The sequence below is a fragment of the Nocardioides piscis genome (assembly GCF_011300215.1).
GTDB lineage: Bacteria > Actinomycetota > Actinomycetes > Propionibacteriales > Nocardioidaceae > Nocardioides > Nocardioides piscis.
In genome coordinates, this window is record NZ_CP049866.1 from 3,157,167 (window position 1) to 3,173,238 (window position 16,072).

A 16,072-nucleotide genomic window follows, 5' to 3' on the forward strand; every position below is an offset into this window, starting at 1 on the left:
TCGCTTCGCTCCCGATTCCGAGGGGACCCCGAGATGATCGAGCTCATCGACACCACCTCGTCGCGGATCGCGGCCGAGTTCGTCCGTGCCCGGACCCGGGCCGGCAGCCCCGCCATGGGGATGGTGATGACCCTGATCATCGTCACCCCCGAGGAGGACGCCTCCGAGGCGATGAAGGCCGCGCAGCGAGCCTCGCGCGAGCATCCCTCCCGCGTGCTCGGCGTGATCCTCGGCGACGGTCGCGGTGCCCCGCAGGTCAACGCACAGGTCGGCAGCGGCGACGGGTGGGGCGGCGAGACCGCCTTGATCAGGCTCAAGGGCGAGGTGGTCCGGCATGCCGAGTCTGTGGTCCTGCCGCTCCTGCTTCCCGACTCCCCCGTCGCGATCTGGTGGCCGACCACGGCTCCGGCTGATCCGGCCGCCGACCCCCTGGGAGCCCTGGCCCGGCGGCGGATCACCGACTCCGCCGCGGTCACCCGCGGCAAGTCCACTGCCATGCTGAACCAGTGCAAGGTCTATGCGCCCGGCAACACCGACCTGAGCTGGACCCGCCTCACGCCCTGGCGGGCCCTGCTCGCCGCAGCCCTCGACCAGCACCCGCTCAAGGTGACCGGGGCCTCGGTGACCGCTGAACGGATCAGCCCGAGCGCAGACCTGTTGGTCGCCTGGCTCGCCGACCGGCTCAAGGTCGAGGTGACCAGGCACAGCTCGGACGGTCCGGGGATCACCGACGTCTCGCTGGAGACCAAGGAAGGCCCCATCACCATCTCCCGTGCCGACGGACGGCTGGCCACGTTCTCCTCCCCCGACCGACCCGACCGACCCGTTGCGCTCAAGCGGCGCGAGGTGCCTGCCCTGCTCGCCGAGGAGCTGCGTCGCCTGGACGAGGACGATGTCTATGCCTCGACCGCGAAGCGCCTGGTGGCGCTGAGGAAGTCGTCATGACGGCGCCGGAGATGGTCGTCCACGAGGACGCCTCGACCCTGGCCGGCGACGTCGCGTCCCGGCTGCTCTCCCGCATCGAGGAGGCGCAGGGCCGCGGAGAGGTCCCCCACATCGGGCTCACCGGCGGCTCGATCGCCGATGCCATCCACCGCGAGGTCGCCCGCCGTGCCACCGACTCGTCGGTCGACTGGTCGCGCGTCGTGATCTGGTGGGGTGACGAGCGGTTCGTCCCAGCGTCCTCACCCGACCGCAACGCCCACCAGGCACGCTCCGCCCTGCTCGACCAGCTGCCCCTGTCGCCGGACAACATCCACGAGGTCCCCGCGGCCGACGAAGTCGCAACGGCTGAGGAGTCGGCGTCGGCATACTCCGCGACGATGCGCTCCGTGGGGGCGGGCTCCTTCGAGGTCCTGATGCTCGGCGTCGGCCCGGACGGGCACGTCGCATCGCTCTTCCCCGGGCACGTGGCGCTCGACGTCACCGACCAGATCGCGGTGGCGGTCCACGACTCCCCCAAGCCTCCACCCGACCGGGTCAGCCTGACCTTCGAGGCCATCAACCGCGCCAAGGCCGTGTGGTTCCTGGTCAGCGGCGGCGACAAGACCGACGCCGTCGCCGCGGCCATCGACGGTGGGGATCGGCACGAGATCCCGGCCCGCGGCGTGCGCGGGACCTCGGAGACGGTCTGGCTCATCGATGAGGCCGCAGCCAGCCGGATCCCCCGCTGATCCGACAGGACCGCGGAGGTCGATTCGATCATTGACTGACGTCAGTCAATGATCGAGTTGAGGGCCTCGCAGGGGGACCCTGTGGAGGAGCGTGTGCGACGCGCGCGTCATGCTGCTTCGCTCATGGCGTGGCAGCTCTCTCCCATCGTCGTGACCGACCCATGTTCGCGTTCACCAGTCAGGCCAAGGCTGACATGGCGACTGACCTGGCGATCCCGGTCATGGCTGAACAAGGCTGGCAAGCCGTCACCCTGGCGAATGTCGGTGCGCGCGGGAACATGTCGAAGCAGTCGGTCCAAGCGTGGTTTGGCGGCGTGCAACCGCTCCGGGAGCAGATCGCATGGCGCTACGCGCGACGCTGGACGCAGCTGCTGTCCTACCAGCTGGCTGGTGCCTACAACCCACCTGGCCCGAACGCTGCGACAGTGGCGAAGCGGCTGCTTCCCGCGGACGAGGACGGCATCGTCTTCGCCCGCGTCTGGCTCGCCATCTGCGAGGCCGGCAGGAGCGACGCCGCCGTCGGAGCCGCCACCGTGTTCGGCGAGCAGGAGCAGCACGCCATGATCCGGAGATGGTTGCCTGACGAGCAGTCGGGGGCGGTTCGGGCGCTGGCCGCACTGGTCACCGGACTGAGGGCTGACCTCTGCTCACCCGAGCCGATCACCCTCGCCGACGCGAGAAGCTGCGCCGAGAGCCTCAAAAGATGATGTCGCCCGACTTGCGCCGACTGCGCAGGAGCTGGATGGCCTCGTCGAGGATGTCGGCAGCCTCGGTCTCGGAGCGACGCTCCTTCACGTAGGCGAGGTGGGTCTTGTAGGGCTCGTTCTTCGGCGCCGGCGGCGGGTTGTCGCAGTCACGACTGGCCGGGAGCCCGCACTTGGGGCAGTCCCAGTTGTCCGGCGCGGCGGCCTCGACCGCGAACGCGACCACCGAGCGGTGCTCGTGTGCGCAGAAATAGGTGATCAGCTGACGTGGGGCGGCCTCGCCGCGCTCCGCCTCACCCATCGGACCAGCGCCGACCCGGCTCCCCGGATCGCATTCCCTCCACCAGCCACCGTCAGTCTCTTTCTCTCAATTCCTGCGGAAACTTGATCATGAACCGCTGTAGGCCTTGAGCAGTCCGAGCGCGATCACGCACGCGAACCAGATGACGCCCATGCCGATGGTGAAACGATCGAGGTTGCGCTCGGCGACCGACGAACCGCCCAGCGAGCTGGAGACACCGCCTCCGAACATGTCGGACAGACCGCCGCCACGTCCCTTGTGCAGGAGGACGAGCAGGATCAGGACGGCGCTCGTCGCAACGAGCAGGACAGTGAAGAGCATTTCCACGAGCGGCAGCCTACGTCAGGACGTGCACAGTCACAGGACCGGCATCTCATAGAAGCGACAGATCCCACCGAACTCGTCGACCTGGAGGCTGGCGCCGCCCACCAGGGCGCCGTCCACGTCGGCCTTCTCCATGATGCCGGCGACGTTGGCGGCCTTGACCGAGCCGCCGTAGAGCACGCGGACGGAGTCCGCGGCACTGTCGCCGTGGAGCTCCCTGATGCGGGCGCGGATGGCCGCGCACACCTCCTGCGCGTCGTCCGGGGTCGCGACCTCGCCGGTGCCGATGGCCCACACGGGTTCGTAGGCCACCACCAGGCCGGCCACCTGCTCGGCCGTGAAGCCAGCGAGTGAACCTTCCACCTGCGCCAGCGTGTGGGGCACGTGCTGCCCCGCTTGCCGGACCTCGAGACCTTCGCCGACGCACACGATCGGGGTCATCCCTGCAGCCAGGGCCTTGTGGGCCTTGGCGTTGACGACCTCGTCGGTCTCAGCGTGATGTTCGCGCCGCTCCGAGTGGCCCACCACGACGTAGGAACAGCCCAGCTTGGCGAGCATGCCGGCGGAGATCTCACCGGTGTAGGCGCCACTGTCGTGGGTCGAGACGTCCTGCGCGGCATACTTGATCGAGAGCCGGTCGCCGTCGACCAGCGTCTGCACAGAGCGCAGGTCGGTGAACGGCGGCACGACGACCACCTCGACCTTGCCGTAGTCGTGCTTCTTGTCCGACAGGGTCCAGGCGAGCTTCTGGACCAGGACGACTGCCTCCTGGTGATTGAGGTTCATCTTCCAGTTGCCAGCCATCAGCGGCGTGCGCAGCGTGGTCGTCACGGGCTCAGTCCCTTTCAAGAACAGCGATGCCGGGCAGTTCCTTGCCCTCGAGGTATTCGAGCGACGCCCCGCCACCCGTCGAGATGTGACCGAAGGAGGCCTCGTCGAACCCGAGCTGGCGTACGGCGGCCGCAGAGTCGCCACCGCCGACGACCGAGAGGCCGTCCACCTTGGTCAGTGCCTCTGCCACCGCACGGGTGCCGCCGGCGAACGCGTCGACCTCGAACACCCCCATGGGCCCGTTCCAGAACACGGTCCGGGCATCGGCGAGCGAAGCGGCGAAGGCCTTCGCGGACTCCGGGCCGATGTCGAGCCCGAGGGCGTCGGCCGGGATGGCGTCGGCCGCCACGACCTGCGGGGACGGGTCGGCGTCACCGGACGGGAAGGTGGTGTCGACGACGATGTCGGTGGGGAGGACGATCTCGACCCCACGCTCGGTCGCCTCGGCGAGGTAGCGGCGACAGACGTCGAGCTGGTCCTCCTCGAGCAGGCTCTTGCCGACCTCGTGCCCCTGGGCCTTGAGGAAGGTGAAGACCATCCCGCCGCCGATCAGCAGCTTGTCGGCCTTCTCGAGCAGGTTGTCGATGACACCGAGCTTGTCGGAGACCTTGGAGCCGCCGAGCACCACGACGTAGGGGCGCTGCGGGTCCACCGTGAGTCGACGAAGCACGTTGATCTCGGCGCTGACCAGGTTGCCCATGGCCGAGGGCAGCAGCCTGGCGACGTCATAGACGCTCGCCTGCCTGCGGTGCACGACACCGAACCCGTCGGAGACGAACGCGTCGGCGAGCTTCGCCAGCTGGCCTGCGAACGAGCCCCGCACCTCGTCGTCCTTGCTCGTCTCGCCCTCGTTGAAGCGGACGTTCTCGAGCACGGCGACGTCGCCGTCACCGAGCGCGGCGACGGTCTCGTTGGCGCTCTCACCCACCGTGTCGGTCGCAAAGGCGACGTCGCGGCCCAGCAGCTCCCCCAGCCGGGCGGCCACGGGAGCGAGCGAGAACGCCGAGTCGGGCGCACCCTTGGGACGCCCGAGGTGTGCGACCACCAGGACGCGGGCTCCGGCTTCGGAGAGCTGCCTGATCGTGGGCACGCTGGCGCGGATCCGGCCGTCGTCGGTGATGGTGTCACCGTCGAGCGGGACGTTGAGGTCGGAGCGGACCAGGACCCGCTTGCCCCGGAGGTCTCCGAGGGAGGCGATGTCCGCAGTGTGGGTCGACACGGATCAGAGCGTGGTGCCGATGTGGGTGATCAGGTCGGCGAGCCGGTTGGAGTAGCCCCACTCGTTGTCGTACCAGCCGACGACCTTGACCTGGTTGCCGATGACCTTGGTCAGCGGCGCGTCGAAGATGCACGACGCGGGGTCGGTGACGATGTCGGAGGAGACGATCGGGTCGGTCGAGTACTTGAGGAACTTGCCGTCGGCGGCCTTCTTGACCGCCGCGTTGACCTCTTCGACGCTGGTCTCGCGGCCGGCCTCGAACGTGAGGTCGGTGGCCGAACCCGTGGGAACCGGGACGCGGAGGGCATAGCCGTCGAGCTTGCCCTTGAGCTCGGGCATGACCAGGCCGATCGCCTTGGCGGCACCGGTCGAGGTGGGGACGACGTTGAGGGCGGCGGCGCGGGCGCGACGCGGGTCCTTGTGGATGTTGTCGAGGAGGTTCTGGTCGGCGGTGTAGGCGTGCACGGTCGTCATCAGGCCCTTGACGATCGTGAACTCCTCGTGGAGCGCCTTGGCCATGGGGGCGAGGCAGTTGGTGGTGCACGAGGCGTTGGAGATCACCGTGTGCTTCGAGGGGTCGTAGAGCTCGTGGTTGACGCCCATCACCACGGTGATGTCCTCGTTGGACGCGGGCGCCGAGATGATGACCTTCTTGGCGCCGGCGTCGACGTGGGCGCGCGCCTTGGTGGCGTCGGTGAAGAAGCCGGTGGACTCGACGACGACGTCGACACCGAGGTCGCCCCACGTGAGGTTGGCGGGGTCACGCTCGGCGAACGCCGTGATCGACTGGTCGCCGACCTTGATCGAGGTGTCGTCGCTGGAGACCTCGGCGTCCAGGCGTCCCAGGATCGAGTCGTACTTGAGGAGGTGCGCCAGCGAGGCGTTGTCGGTGAGGTCGTTGACCCCGACGATCTCGATGTCGGCCCCGGAGGCGCGAACCGCCCGGAAGAAGTTGCGGCCGATGCGGCCGAAGCCGTTGATACCAACGCGGACAGTCACTGGGACTCCTTCGATCATGAGCACGACGACCGGTGCCGGTCGTCCGACGACGCCCACGACCCTATCGCGGGGTCGGGCTCAGCTTTCGTCGGCCAGCATCTCCGGGGTCAGCGAGGACTCCGTGTCGGGGATGCCGAGCTCCTCGGCGCGCTTGTCGGCCATGGCCAGGAGCCGCCTGATCCGGCCTGCGATCGCGTCCTTGGTCAGCACCGGCTCGTGGAGCTGACCGAGCTCCTCCAGCGAGGCGTTCTTGTGCTCGAGCCGCAGGTGACCGGCGAGCTTGAGGTGGTCGGGCACCTCCTCGGCCAGGATCTCCAGTGCACGCTCGACACGGGCCCCGGCTGCAACGGCGGCGCGCGCGGAGCGACGGAGGTTGGCGTCGTCGAAGTTGGCGAGGCGGTTGGCCGTCGCCCGGACCTCGCGCCGCATGCGGCGCTCCTCCCAGGCCATCAGCGACTCGTGCGCGCCCAGGCGGGTCAGCAGCGCTCCGATGGCGTCACCGTCGCGGATGACGACGCGGTCGACCCCGCGCACCTCGCGGGCCTTGGCGCTGATCCCGAGCCTGCGGGCGACGCCGACGATGGCCAAGGCAGCCTCGGGCCCGGGGCAGGTCACCTCGAGCGACGAGGAGCGGCCGGGCTCGGTGAGGGACCCGTGGGCCAGGAACGCACCCCGCCAGGCCGCGACGGCGTCGCAGCCGCCGCCTGACACCACGGCCGGCGGCAGGCCGCGGACCGGACGCCCACGCTGGTCGAGCAGGCCGGTCTGGCGGGCCAGGGCCTCACCGTCCTTGACGACGCGGACGATGTAACGGCTGCCCTTGCGGATGCCGTTGCCCTGCACCATGACGACGTCGGACTGGTGGCCGTAGACCTCGGAGATGTCGGTGCGGAGCCGACGGGCCGCAGCACCGGTGTCGAGCTCGGCCTCGACGACGATCCGGCCGCTCACGATGTGGAGGCCGCCGGCGAACCGCAGCATCGTGGCGACTTCGGCCTTCCGGCAGCAGGTCTTGGTGATCTGGGTGTTGGCGAGCTCTGCCTTCACCTGCGCCGTCATCGCCATACGCCGATCCTTTCACGAACGTCAATCACCACGGGCCGTAATCCCCCCCATGATCGTCTCGAAGGCGGCGGCCAGCTTGTCGTGGTCGTGTCGAACGGATCCGTCCTCCGCGGCGATGTCGGCCAGGCAGAGCTCCGCCCCCATGCTGCCCACTGCCTGCTCGAGCGCTTCGGGCCGGGTGACGCTGCGGACATCGGCGAGCACCGTGTGGATCTTCAGGTCTGGCGCGTGCTCGAAGAGCGCTGCGAGGAGGTCCTCGGGCTCGTAGCCGGGTGTCTCGCCCTCCTGCGGCGCGAGGTTGAGCACGACGACGAGGCCCGCCGAGGTGTCCACCAGCGCCTGACGCAGCTCGGGCACCATCAGGTGCGGGATCACCGAGGTGAACCAGGAGCCCGGCCCCAGGACGACCCAGTCGGCGGACATGACGGCGTCGACTGCCTCCGAGCAGGGCTGGGGGCCGGGAGGGTCGAGGGCGACCGAGACGATCTCGCCCGTCGTGGTCGCGACCTCGACCTGGCCGCGCACGGTCGTGACCTCGTCGGGAGCACCCGGCTCCACCCCGCGCACCTCCGCGGTCATGTCGATCGGGGTGATGGCCATCGGCAGCACCCGCCCGCGGGCGCCCAGCAGCCGGCCGACCCAGTCGAGCGCCCGGACCGGGTCACCCATCAGCTCCCAGAGGCCGACGATCAGGAGGTTGCCGACGACGTGTCCTCGCATCTCCCCCTCGCCGTCGAAGCGGTGCTGGACGACGTCGGCCCAGGTGCGGCCCCACTCGTCGTCGCCGCACAGGGCGGCGAGCGCCATCCGGAGGTCGCCGGGCGGCAGCACGCCGAACTCGCCGCGCAGGCGACCGGACGACCCACCGTTGTCGGCGACGGTGACGACCGCCGTGAGCTCGTCGAGGGTCAGGTCGGCCACGAGGTGGCGCAGCGCGCTGAGGGAGGCGAAGAGCCCGTGGCCACCCCCGAGGGCGACGGCGGACTGGGCGGTGTCGCGAGCCATCGGCGCGTCATTCCCGCCCGAGGTCGCGGTGGCTGGCGCGCGTGTCGAAGCCGTCGGCGCGCAGCCGAGCCGCGATCTCCTCGGTCATGGCCACGCTGCGGTGCTTGCCGCCGGTGCAGCCCACGGCCACCGTCATGAAGCGCTTGCCCTCGGTGAGGTAGCCCTGGGCGACGTTCTCGAGCAGCGGGACGAATTGGGCCAGGAAGGTCTCCGCTCCGGGACGCGTCCGCACGTAGTCGGCGACCTCCTCGTCGCGCCCGGTGCGCGGCCGGAGCTCGGGCACCCAGTGGGGATTGGGCAAGAACCGCATGTCGGCCACGAAGTCGGCGTCGACCGGGATGCCGTACTTGAACCCGAAGGAGACGACCGTGACCTTCAGGCGCGTCGACTCGGGGGTGCCGAACTGCTCGGCGATCCGGTCGGTGAGCTGGTGGACGTTGAGGTTGGTGGTGTCGATGACGACGTCGGCGTCGCCCCGGACGTCCGCGAGCACGTCGCGCTCGCGCTGCAGGCCGTGGAGCAGGCGGCCGCTGCCCTGGAGGGGGTGCGGTCGGCGGACGGCCTCCTGGCGGCGCACGAGGACGTCGTCGGTCGCCTCGAGGAAGAGCAGCGTGGTCGGGCGCCCGGTCACGCCCTGGTGGCGGTTGGCCTGGAGGGAGTCGAAGAACGAGCCGGAGCGTACGTCGACGACGACCGCGATCGGCTGCGTGACCCCACGGGAGTCGTCGACCAGCCGGACGACGTCGCGCACCAGGGTCGGGGGGAGGTTGTCGACGACGAAGAACCCGAGGTCCTCCAGCTCCTTGGCCGCTGTGCTGCGGCCCGCGCCGGTCATGCCGGTGACGATGACGAGCTCGCCGGGGTGGGGCTCCATTCAGTCCTCCTCGATGATCTCGCCGGTGGCGGTGTTGACCCGCGGCGTGGTGGCATTCTTGCCGGTCGAGTCAGCGGTCGCCACGGCCGCCTTGATCGACTCTGCCGTGCGCGGCCCGATCCCCGGCACCATCGCGATCTCCGCGACGTCGGCCGTTCGGAGCTTCTTGAGCGACCCGAAGTGCTTGAGCAGGGTCTTGCGGCGGACCTCCCCCAGGCCCGGGACGTCGTCGAGCAGGCTCTCGACCATGGTCTTGGAGCGCCGCGAGCGGTGGTGGCCGATGGCGAAGCGGTGGGCCTCGTCGCGGATCCGCTGCAGGAGATAGAGGCCCTCGCTGGTCCGGGCCAGGATCACCGGGTCCTCCTCGGCCGGCAGCCAGACCTCCTCGAGCCGCTTGGCCAGCCCACACACCGCGATGTCGGTGATGCCGAGCTCGGTGAGCGCCTGCTGGGCGGCTGCGACCTGGGGCGCGCCGCCGTCGACGACCACCAGGCCGGGGGCATAGGCGAACTTCCGGGGGCGGCCGGTCTCCGGGTCGACCAGCATCGGACCGGAGTCGGTCGAGACCGCCTCCGACCGGGCCTGCTCGTCGAGCAGCCGTCGGAACCGGCGGGTGATGACCTGGTGCATGTGGGCCACGTCGTTCTGGCCGACGGTGGTCTCCCCCGCCTCCGGCTTGATCACGAAGCGGCGGTATTCGCCCTTGCGCGCGAGCCCGTCCTCGAAGACGACCATCGAGGCGACGACCTCGGTGCCCTGGAGGTTGGAGACGTCGTAGCACTCGATGCGCAGGGGCACCTCGTCGAGCGACAGCGCCTGCTGGATCTCCTCCAGCGCGCGGTTGCGGGTGGTCAGGTCGCTGGCCCGCTTGGTCTTGTGGAGCACCAGCGACTGCTTGGCGTTGTTGGCGACCGTCTCCTGGAGCGCGAGCTTGGTGCCGCGCTGGGGAACCCGGATCACGACCCGGCTGCCCCGGAGCTCGCTGAGCATCTCCTCCAGCACACCGGCGTCGGGCGGGAGGGCGGGGACCAGGATCTCGCGAGGGATCGACTCCGAATCCCCGCCATACAGCTGGAGGACGAAGTCCTGGACGAGCTCGGGGGTGGCGCCCTCGTCGGTGCGGTCGGCCACCCAGCCGCGCTGGCCACGGATCCGGCCGCCGCGGACGTGGAAGATCTGCACGGCGACCTCGAGCGGGTCCTCGGCGAGCGCGATGATGTCGGCGTCGGTGCCGTCCCCGAGCACCACGGCCTGCTTCTCCAGCGCCTTGTTGAGGGCTCCGAGGTCGTCACGGAGCCTGGCCGCCTTCTCGAAGTCCTGGGCCTCGGAGGCGGCATACATCTGCTTCTCGATGCGCTTGACGAACGCCGAGGTGTTGCCGGCCATGAAGTCGCAGAAGTCCTCGACGATCGCACGGTGCTCGGCCGGGGTGACGTTGCCGACGCAGGGGGCGGCGCACTTGTCGATGTAGCCCAGCAGGCACGGACGGCCGATCTGGGCGGAGCGCTTGAAGACCCCGTTGGAGCACGAGCGCATCGGGAAGACCCGCAGCAGCAGGTCGACGGTCTCGCGGATCGCCCAGGCATGGCCGTAGGGGCCGAAGTAGCGGGTGCCCTTGCGCTTGGCGCCCCGCCCGACCATCACCCGCGGGAACTCGTCGCCCAGGGTGACCGCCAGCCAGGGATAGGACTTGTCGTCACGATATTTGACGTTGAAGCGGGGGTCGAACTCCTTGATCCAGCTGTATTCGAGCTGGAGCGCTTCCACCTCGGTCTTGACCACCGTCCACTCGACGCTCGCGCCCGAGGTGACCATCGAGGCGGTGCGGGGGTGCAGGTTGGCGATGTCCTGGAAGTAGGAGGACAGCCGCGGTCGCAGGCTCTTGGCCTTGCCGACATAGATGACCCGGCCCTTGGCGTCGCGGAACCGATAGACCCCCGGAGACGTGGGGATCGAGCCAGGTGAGGGGCGATAGCTGGCAGGGGACGGCACGTTCCAACCCTACGAGGCGGCACCGACACCTCAGGCCAGGGAGATGCTGTCTCCCTCGACCGTGATCTCCACCGCGTCCAGTGGGGCGGTGGCCGGGCCCGAGACCACGGAGCCGTCCTCGAGCGAGAACTGGCTGCCGTGGCAGCGACAGGGGATGACGCCGTCGCTGCCGGCGCTGACCGAGCAGCCCTGGTGGGTGCAGGTCGAGCTGAACGCCTTGAAGTCACCCTCGCTGGGCTGGGTGATGACGACCTTCTGGTCGCTGAAGACCGCGCAGCCACCGACCGGGACGTCGGCGGTGGTGGCGATGGACTCGCCTCCCCCGGCCGTCTCGTCGTCACCCGACGAGCTGGTCGGGTCTGATGCTCCCGGGTCGCTGGCCGTCTGGGGGTCGTCGCTGGCGCAGGCGCTCAGGACGGGAAGGCCGACGGCGGCCGCGGTCGCGCCGCCCAGGACGAGGCGCCGGTTGAGTGCAGAAGTCATGTCCTGAGACTACTTCTTGGTCGTAGTCGTCTTGGCCGGCTTCTTCGCTGCCACCTTCTTCGCTGCCGCCTTCGTGGCTGTCGCATTCTTGGCGGCCGCCCTCTTCGCCGCCGCGGCCGCCTTCTTGGTGGGGGGCCGCAGGTCGGGCTCCGCCTTCGGCCGGACCCGACGGGTCGGCTGCTTCGCAGACCGCCCTTCCAGCAACGGGGCCAGGAAGGTCCCCGTGTGGCTGTCGGCGTTGGCCGCGACGTCCTCGGGGGTCCCCTCGGCGACGACGATGCCACCGCGCGAGCCGCCCTCGGGGCCCATGTCGACCAGCCAGTCGGCCGTCTTGATGACGTCGAGGTTGTGCTCGATCACCAGCACCGTGTTGCCCTGGTCGACGAGTCGACCGAGCACCAGCAGCAGCTTGCGGATGTCCTCGAAGTGGAGCCCGGTGGTGGGTTCGTCGAGGACGTAGACGGTCCGGCCGGTCGAACGCTTCTGCAGCTCGCTCGACAGCTTGACCCGCTGTGCCTCACCACCCGACAACGTCGTCGCCGGCTGTCCGAGCCGGACGTAGCCCAGCCCGACCTCGACCAGCGTCTTCATGTGCCGAGCGATCGCCGGCACGGCCCCGAAGAAGTCGAGCGCCTCCTCGATCGGCATGTCGAGGACCTCGGCGATGGTCTTGCCCTTGTAGTGCACCTCGAGCGTCTCGCGGTTGTAGCGCGCCCCGTGGCAGACCTCGCAGGGGACATAGACGTCGGGCAGGAAGTTCATCTCGATCTTGATCGTGCCGTCGCCGGAGCAGGCCTCGCACCGGCCGCCCTTGACGTTGAAGGAGAAGCGGCCCTGGAGATAGCCGCGCATCTTCGCCTCGGGGGTGGAGGCGAAGAGCTTGCGGACGTGGTCGAAGACCCCGGTGTAGGTCGCCGGGTTGGACCGCGGGGTGCGGCCGATGGGCGACTGGTCGACGTGGATGACCTTGTCGACGTACTCGGTGCCGGTGATCTTGGTGTGCCGGCCCGGGATCGTGCGCGCGTTGTAGATCTGCTTGGCCAGCGAGGTGTAGAGGATGTCGTTGACCAGGGTCGACTTGCCCGAGCCGGAGACGCCGGTCACGGCGCAGAACACCCCGAGCGGGAACGTCACGTCGATGTCGCGCAGGTTGTGCTCGCGCGCGCCGTGGACGGTCAGCTCTCGGCCGACGGTCCGCGGTCGGCGTACGGCGGGCACCGGGATCTCCCGACGGCCGCTGAGGTATTGACCGGTCATCGAGTCGGGGTGGTCGAGGAGGCCCTGGACGGTGCCGGAGTGGACGACCTGGCCGCCGTGCTCGCCGGCGCCGGGGCCGATGTCGACGACCCAGTCGGCGACCTTGATCGTGTCCTCGTCGTGCTCGACCACGATCAGCGTGTTGCCGAGGTCCTTGAGCCGGACCAGGGTCTCGATCAGGCGGTGGTTGTCGCGCTGGTGGAGCCCGATCGATGGCTCGTCGAGGACGTAGAGGACCCCCACGAGGCCGGCGCCGATCTGGGTGGCCAGCCGGATCCGCTGCGCCTCACCACCCGAGAGCGACCCCGAGGGGCGGTCGAGGGAGAGGTAGTCGAGGCCGACGTCGAGCAGGAAGTTGAGGCGCTCCTGGATCTCCTTGAGCACCCGCTCGCCGATCTGCTTCTCGCGCACCGAGAGGTCGAGGTTGCGCAGGTAGTCGGCCGCCTCGTTGATCGGGAGCCGGCAGACCTGGGCGATGTTGAGGCCGCCGGTGCCGGTGGGGCTGTCCTTGGCGCCCAGCGTCACCGCCATCGAGACCGGCTTGAGGCGGCTGCCCTCGCACGCCGGGCAGGGCACCTCGCGCATGAAGCCCTCGAAGCGCTCCCGGCTGGTGTCGGTCTCGGCCTCCTTGTGGCGGCGCTCGATGTAGGGGCGCACGCCCTCGAAGGCTGCGTAGTAGGAACGCTGACGGCCGTAGCGGTTGCGGGTGACGACGTGGACCTTGGTCTTGTGTCCGTCGAGGATGGCCGTCCTGGCCCTCGCCGGCAGCCGTTCCCAGGGCGTGTTGAGGTCGAAGTCCATCTCTTCGCCGAGGGCGTTCATCAGCCGCAGGAAGTAGTCGGAGACGTGGGCGTGGCTCCACGGCTGGATCGCGCCCTCACCGAGCGTGGCACCGGCATCGGGGACGACCAGCTCGGGGTCGACCTCCATCCGGGTGCCGAGGCCGCTGCACTGTCCGCAGGCGCCGAACGGGGAGTTGAAGGAGAAGGAGCGCGGCTCGAGCTCGTCGGTGTCGATGGTGTGCTCGTTGGGGCACGCCATCCGCTCGGAGAACTTCAGCTCGCGAGCGGGGTCCTTGGGCTCGAGGTCGACGAAGTCGAAGATGACCATGCCGCCGGCGAGGTTGAGCGCGGTCTCGACCGAGTCGGTGAGCCGGCGCTTCGAGCTCTCCTTGACGGCCAGCCGGTCGACGACGACCTCGATCGTGTGCTTCTTCTGCTTGTCGAGCTTGGGCGGCTCGTCGAGCGTGTGGGTCTCGCCGTTGACGCGCGCACGGGAGAAGCCCTGGGTCTGGAGCTGGCGGAACAGGTCGACGTATTCACCCTTGCGACCGCGGATGACCGGCGCGAGGACCTGGAACCGGGCGCCCTCCTCGAGCGCCAGGATCTTGTCGACGATCTGCTGGGGGGTCTGCCGCTCGATCGGCGACCCGCAGACCGGGCAGTGGGCGCGACCGGCGCGGGCATAGAGCAGGCGGAGGTAGTCGTAGACCTCGGTGATCGTCCCGACCGTGGAGCGGGGGTTCTTGCTGGTCGACTTCTGGTCGATGCTGACGGCCGGTGACAGGCCCTCGATGAAGTCGACGTCGGGCTTGTCCATCTGGCCGAGGAACTGGCGCGCGTATGCCGACAGCGACTCGACGTAGCGCCGTTGGCCCTCGGCGAAGATCGTGTCGAACGCGAGGCTCGACTTGCCCGAGCCCGACAGCCCCGTGAACACGATCAGGGAGTCGCGGGGCAGGTCGAGGGACACGTCCTTGAGGTTGTGCTCCCGGGCGCCCCGGATGATGAGCTGGTCGATCACGGTCGTCCTTGCGTCGAGAAGGCTGTTCGAACAAGTGTTCGTCACGCAGGCGTCGGATGCAACCCGCCACGCGGTCAGCGTCGATCCTACGGGGGTCGCACAGCAGCCCTTCGGGTGTGTTGACTGGGGCCATGACCCAGCGCGCGCGGCCTCCCTATCCCCTTCACCTCCAGCTGCTGGACGGCGCCAACCAGCGGCTGGTGTCGACCGTCGAGGCCCTCGAGGACGCCACCTTCACGAGGCCGTCGCTCCTCCCGGGCTGGTCGGTCGGCCACGTGCTCGCCCACCTCGCCCTGAACGCCGAGGCCCTGGCCGGTGCCTTGGCGGGCATCGCCTCCGGGGCCGGTACGCCGATGTATGAGTCGCAGGACAGGCGTGATCGCGACATCGCCGACCTCGGCGCCGCAGCCCCGGCCGTCATCCGCGACAGGGTCATCGAGACGGTCACGCTCTTCGACGACCAGGTGGCCAGCCTGCCCCCGGACAGGTGGGCGACGACGTTCAGCCGGACGCCCGGGGGGCAGGTCATCCGCGCACGCTCGACCGTGCTCATGCGTCTGCGCGAGGTCGACATCCACCACGCGGACCTGGGTCTGGCCTACACGCACGCCGACTGGTCGCCCCAGTTCTCGTCGTCGCTCATCGACTACGCCGGTCATCGTGTCTGGTCGGCGCCGTTCCACGTCCACGCCGACGACCTCGACCAGGACTGGGACCTGGGTGAGGGCAAGCCCGAGGTCACCGTCCGGGGTCCCTCCCACGAGCTGGGCTGGTGGCTGACGGGGCGCGGGGACGGCGCCGGACTGGTGTCCGACTCGGGCGTCCTGCCTACGATCGAGCCATGGTGACCTACACAGGCGACGTGTCCCCCGGCGGCGAACCACAGACCCGATCGGCGGGATGCCTCGGCATCACCAAGGTCGCGGTCGACCCGGAGATGTCCAACAACTGCTACCTGCTCCGATGCGACAAGACCGGCGAGGTCGTGCTGATCGACGCGGCGTCCGACGCTGCGACGCTGCTGTCCCTGATCGGCGACCAGCCGCTCACGACGATCATCACCACGCACCAGCACTGGGACCACCACCGAGCCCTGGCCGAGGTGAAGGCCGCACACCCGGACGCAGCCGTCGTCGCGGGGGCTCCCGACGCCGACGCGATCACCGAGCAGACCGGCGTCTCCGTCGACCGGCGCGTGGCGCACGGCGACCGGGTGGCCGTCGGTGCGTGCGAGCTCGAGGTCATCGCCCTGGCCGGCCACACCCCCGGGTCGATCGCCCTGCTCTGGTCCGACCCGGACGGCCCCGGCCACCTCTTCACCGGTGACTCGCTCTTCCCCGGTGGGGTCGGCAACACGTTCGGCGACGAAGCCGCCTTCGTGCAGCTGATGGACGAGGTCGAGAGCAAGGTCTTCGACGCCTTGCCGGACGACGTGTGGTTCTACCCCGGTCACGGCGGTGACTCCACCCTCGGCGCCGAGCGGCCGCACCTCGCGGAGTGGCGCGAGCGGGGCTGGTGATCCGTCGGCGAAGCGGGGGTCGG

General features: G+C 69.7%; 15 protein-coding genes and 1 pseudogene. 5 read left to right on the top strand and 11 right to left on the bottom strand.

Features of this window, described 5'->3' with window-relative positions:
• Window positions 1-33 precede the first annotated feature (33 nt).
• The 3 genes from G7071_RS15495 (at window position 34) to G7071_RS15505 (ending at window position 2,380) form a co-directional block, all read left to right on the top strand.
• Window positions 34-945: a glucose-6-phosphate dehydrogenase assembly protein OpcA gene (locus tag G7071_RS15495; protein ID WP_166320234.1), complete on the top strand. Its 912-nt coding sequence runs from the start codon at window positions 34-36 to the stop codon at window positions 943-945.
• Complete coding sequence (gene pgl / locus G7071_RS15500) at window positions 942-1,673, top strand: 6-phosphogluconolactonase (RefSeq protein ID WP_166320236.1); 732 nt, start codon at window positions 942-944, stop codon at window positions 1,671-1,673. The genes G7071_RS15495 and pgl overlap by 4 nt, the downstream gene beginning before the upstream one ends.
• A 128-nt stretch (window positions 1,674-1,801) precedes the next feature.
• Entirely contained in the window at window positions 1,802-2,380 is a 579-nt protein-coding gene (locus G7071_RS15505; RefSeq protein ID WP_166320238.1) for a hypothetical protein, read from the top strand.
• On the opposite strand, the pseudogene G7071_RS15510 reads toward G7071_RS15505, so the two are convergent.
• The 11 genes and pseudogenes from G7071_RS15510 to uvrA all read right to left on the bottom strand — a co-directional run bounded on the left by G7071_RS15510 (window position 2,370) and on the right by uvrA (window position 14,530).
• A pseudogene (locus G7071_RS15510) lies at window positions 2,370-2,728 on the bottom strand (RNA polymerase-binding protein RbpA). The gene G7071_RS15505 and the pseudogene G7071_RS15510 sit on opposite strands and share 11 nt — an antisense overlap.
• A gap of 37 nt (window positions 2,729-2,765) precedes the next feature.
• Window positions 2,766-2,999, bottom strand: coding sequence for a preprotein translocase subunit SecG (gene secG / locus G7071_RS15515; protein WP_425489432.1), 234 nt, complete (start codon window positions 2,997-2,999; stop codon window positions 2,766-2,768).
• Between the two features lie 36 nt (window positions 3,000-3,035).
• Window positions 3,036-3,806 (bottom strand): triose-phosphate isomerase, encoded by a 771-nt coding sequence (gene tpiA, locus G7071_RS15520; protein WP_166321209.1) that lies wholly within the window; start codon window positions 3,804-3,806, stop codon window positions 3,036-3,038.
• Between the two features lie 31 nt (window positions 3,807-3,837).
• A complete protein-coding gene (locus G7071_RS15525; protein ID WP_215727628.1) occupies window positions 3,838-5,052 on the bottom strand; it encodes a phosphoglycerate kinase in 1,215 nt (404 codons plus the stop codon).
• A 3-nt stretch (window positions 5,053-5,055) separates the two neighbouring features.
• Window positions 5,056-6,051, bottom strand: coding sequence for a type I glyceraldehyde-3-phosphate dehydrogenase (gene gap, locus G7071_RS15530; RefSeq protein ID WP_166320244.1), 996 nt, complete (start codon window positions 6,049-6,051; stop codon window positions 5,056-5,058).
• A 78-nt stretch (window positions 6,052-6,129) separates the two neighbouring features.
• Window positions 6,130-7,116 carry a DNA-binding protein WhiA gene (whiA, locus tag G7071_RS15535; RefSeq protein ID WP_166320246.1) on the bottom strand — a complete coding sequence of 329 codons (987 nt, stop codon included), beginning with the start codon at window positions 7,114-7,116 and terminating at the stop codon, window positions 6,130-6,132.
• Between the two features lie 21 nt (window positions 7,117-7,137).
• On the bottom strand, window positions 7,138-8,121 hold the full coding sequence (locus G7071_RS15540) for a gluconeogenesis factor YvcK family protein (protein ID WP_166320248.1): 984 nt from the start codon (window positions 8,119-8,121) through the stop codon (window positions 7,138-7,140).
• Window positions 8,122-8,128: 7 nt separating this feature from the next.
• Window positions 8,129-8,995 (bottom strand): RNase adapter RapZ, encoded by an 867-nt coding sequence (gene rapZ, locus G7071_RS15545; RefSeq protein WP_166320250.1) that lies wholly within the window; start codon window positions 8,993-8,995, stop codon window positions 8,129-8,131.
• Entirely contained in the window at window positions 8,996-10,987 is a 1,992-nt protein-coding gene (gene uvrC, locus G7071_RS15550) for an excinuclease ABC subunit UvrC (protein ID WP_166320252.1), read from the bottom strand.
• A gap of 30 nt (window positions 10,988-11,017) precedes the next feature.
• Complete coding sequence (locus G7071_RS15555) at window positions 11,018-11,470, bottom strand: Rieske (2Fe-2S) protein (protein ID WP_166320254.1); 453 nt, start codon at window positions 11,468-11,470, stop codon at window positions 11,018-11,020.
• 9 nt (window positions 11,471-11,479) lie between these two features.
• Window positions 11,480-14,530, bottom strand: a complete 3,051-nt coding sequence (gene uvrA, locus G7071_RS15560) for an excinuclease ABC subunit UvrA (RefSeq protein ID WP_166320256.1) — start codon at window positions 14,528-14,530, stop codon at window positions 11,480-11,482.
• Window positions 14,531-14,661: 131 nt separating this feature from the next.
• Between uvrA and G7071_RS15565 the strand changes: the two genes are divergently transcribed.
• Together G7071_RS15565 and G7071_RS15570 are read left to right on the top strand one after the other, a co-directional pair.
• Window positions 14,662-15,378 (top strand): maleylpyruvate isomerase family mycothiol-dependent enzyme, encoded by a 717-nt coding sequence (locus G7071_RS15565; RefSeq protein WP_166320258.1) that lies wholly within the window; start codon window positions 14,662-14,664, stop codon window positions 15,376-15,378.
• A complete protein-coding gene (locus G7071_RS15570) occupies window positions 15,372-16,049 on the top strand; it encodes an MBL fold metallo-hydrolase (protein ID WP_206062828.1) in 678 nt (225 codons plus the stop codon). Before G7071_RS15565 ends, G7071_RS15570 begins: the two co-directional genes overlap by 7 nt.
• Window positions 16,050-16,072: the final 23 nt, after the last annotated feature.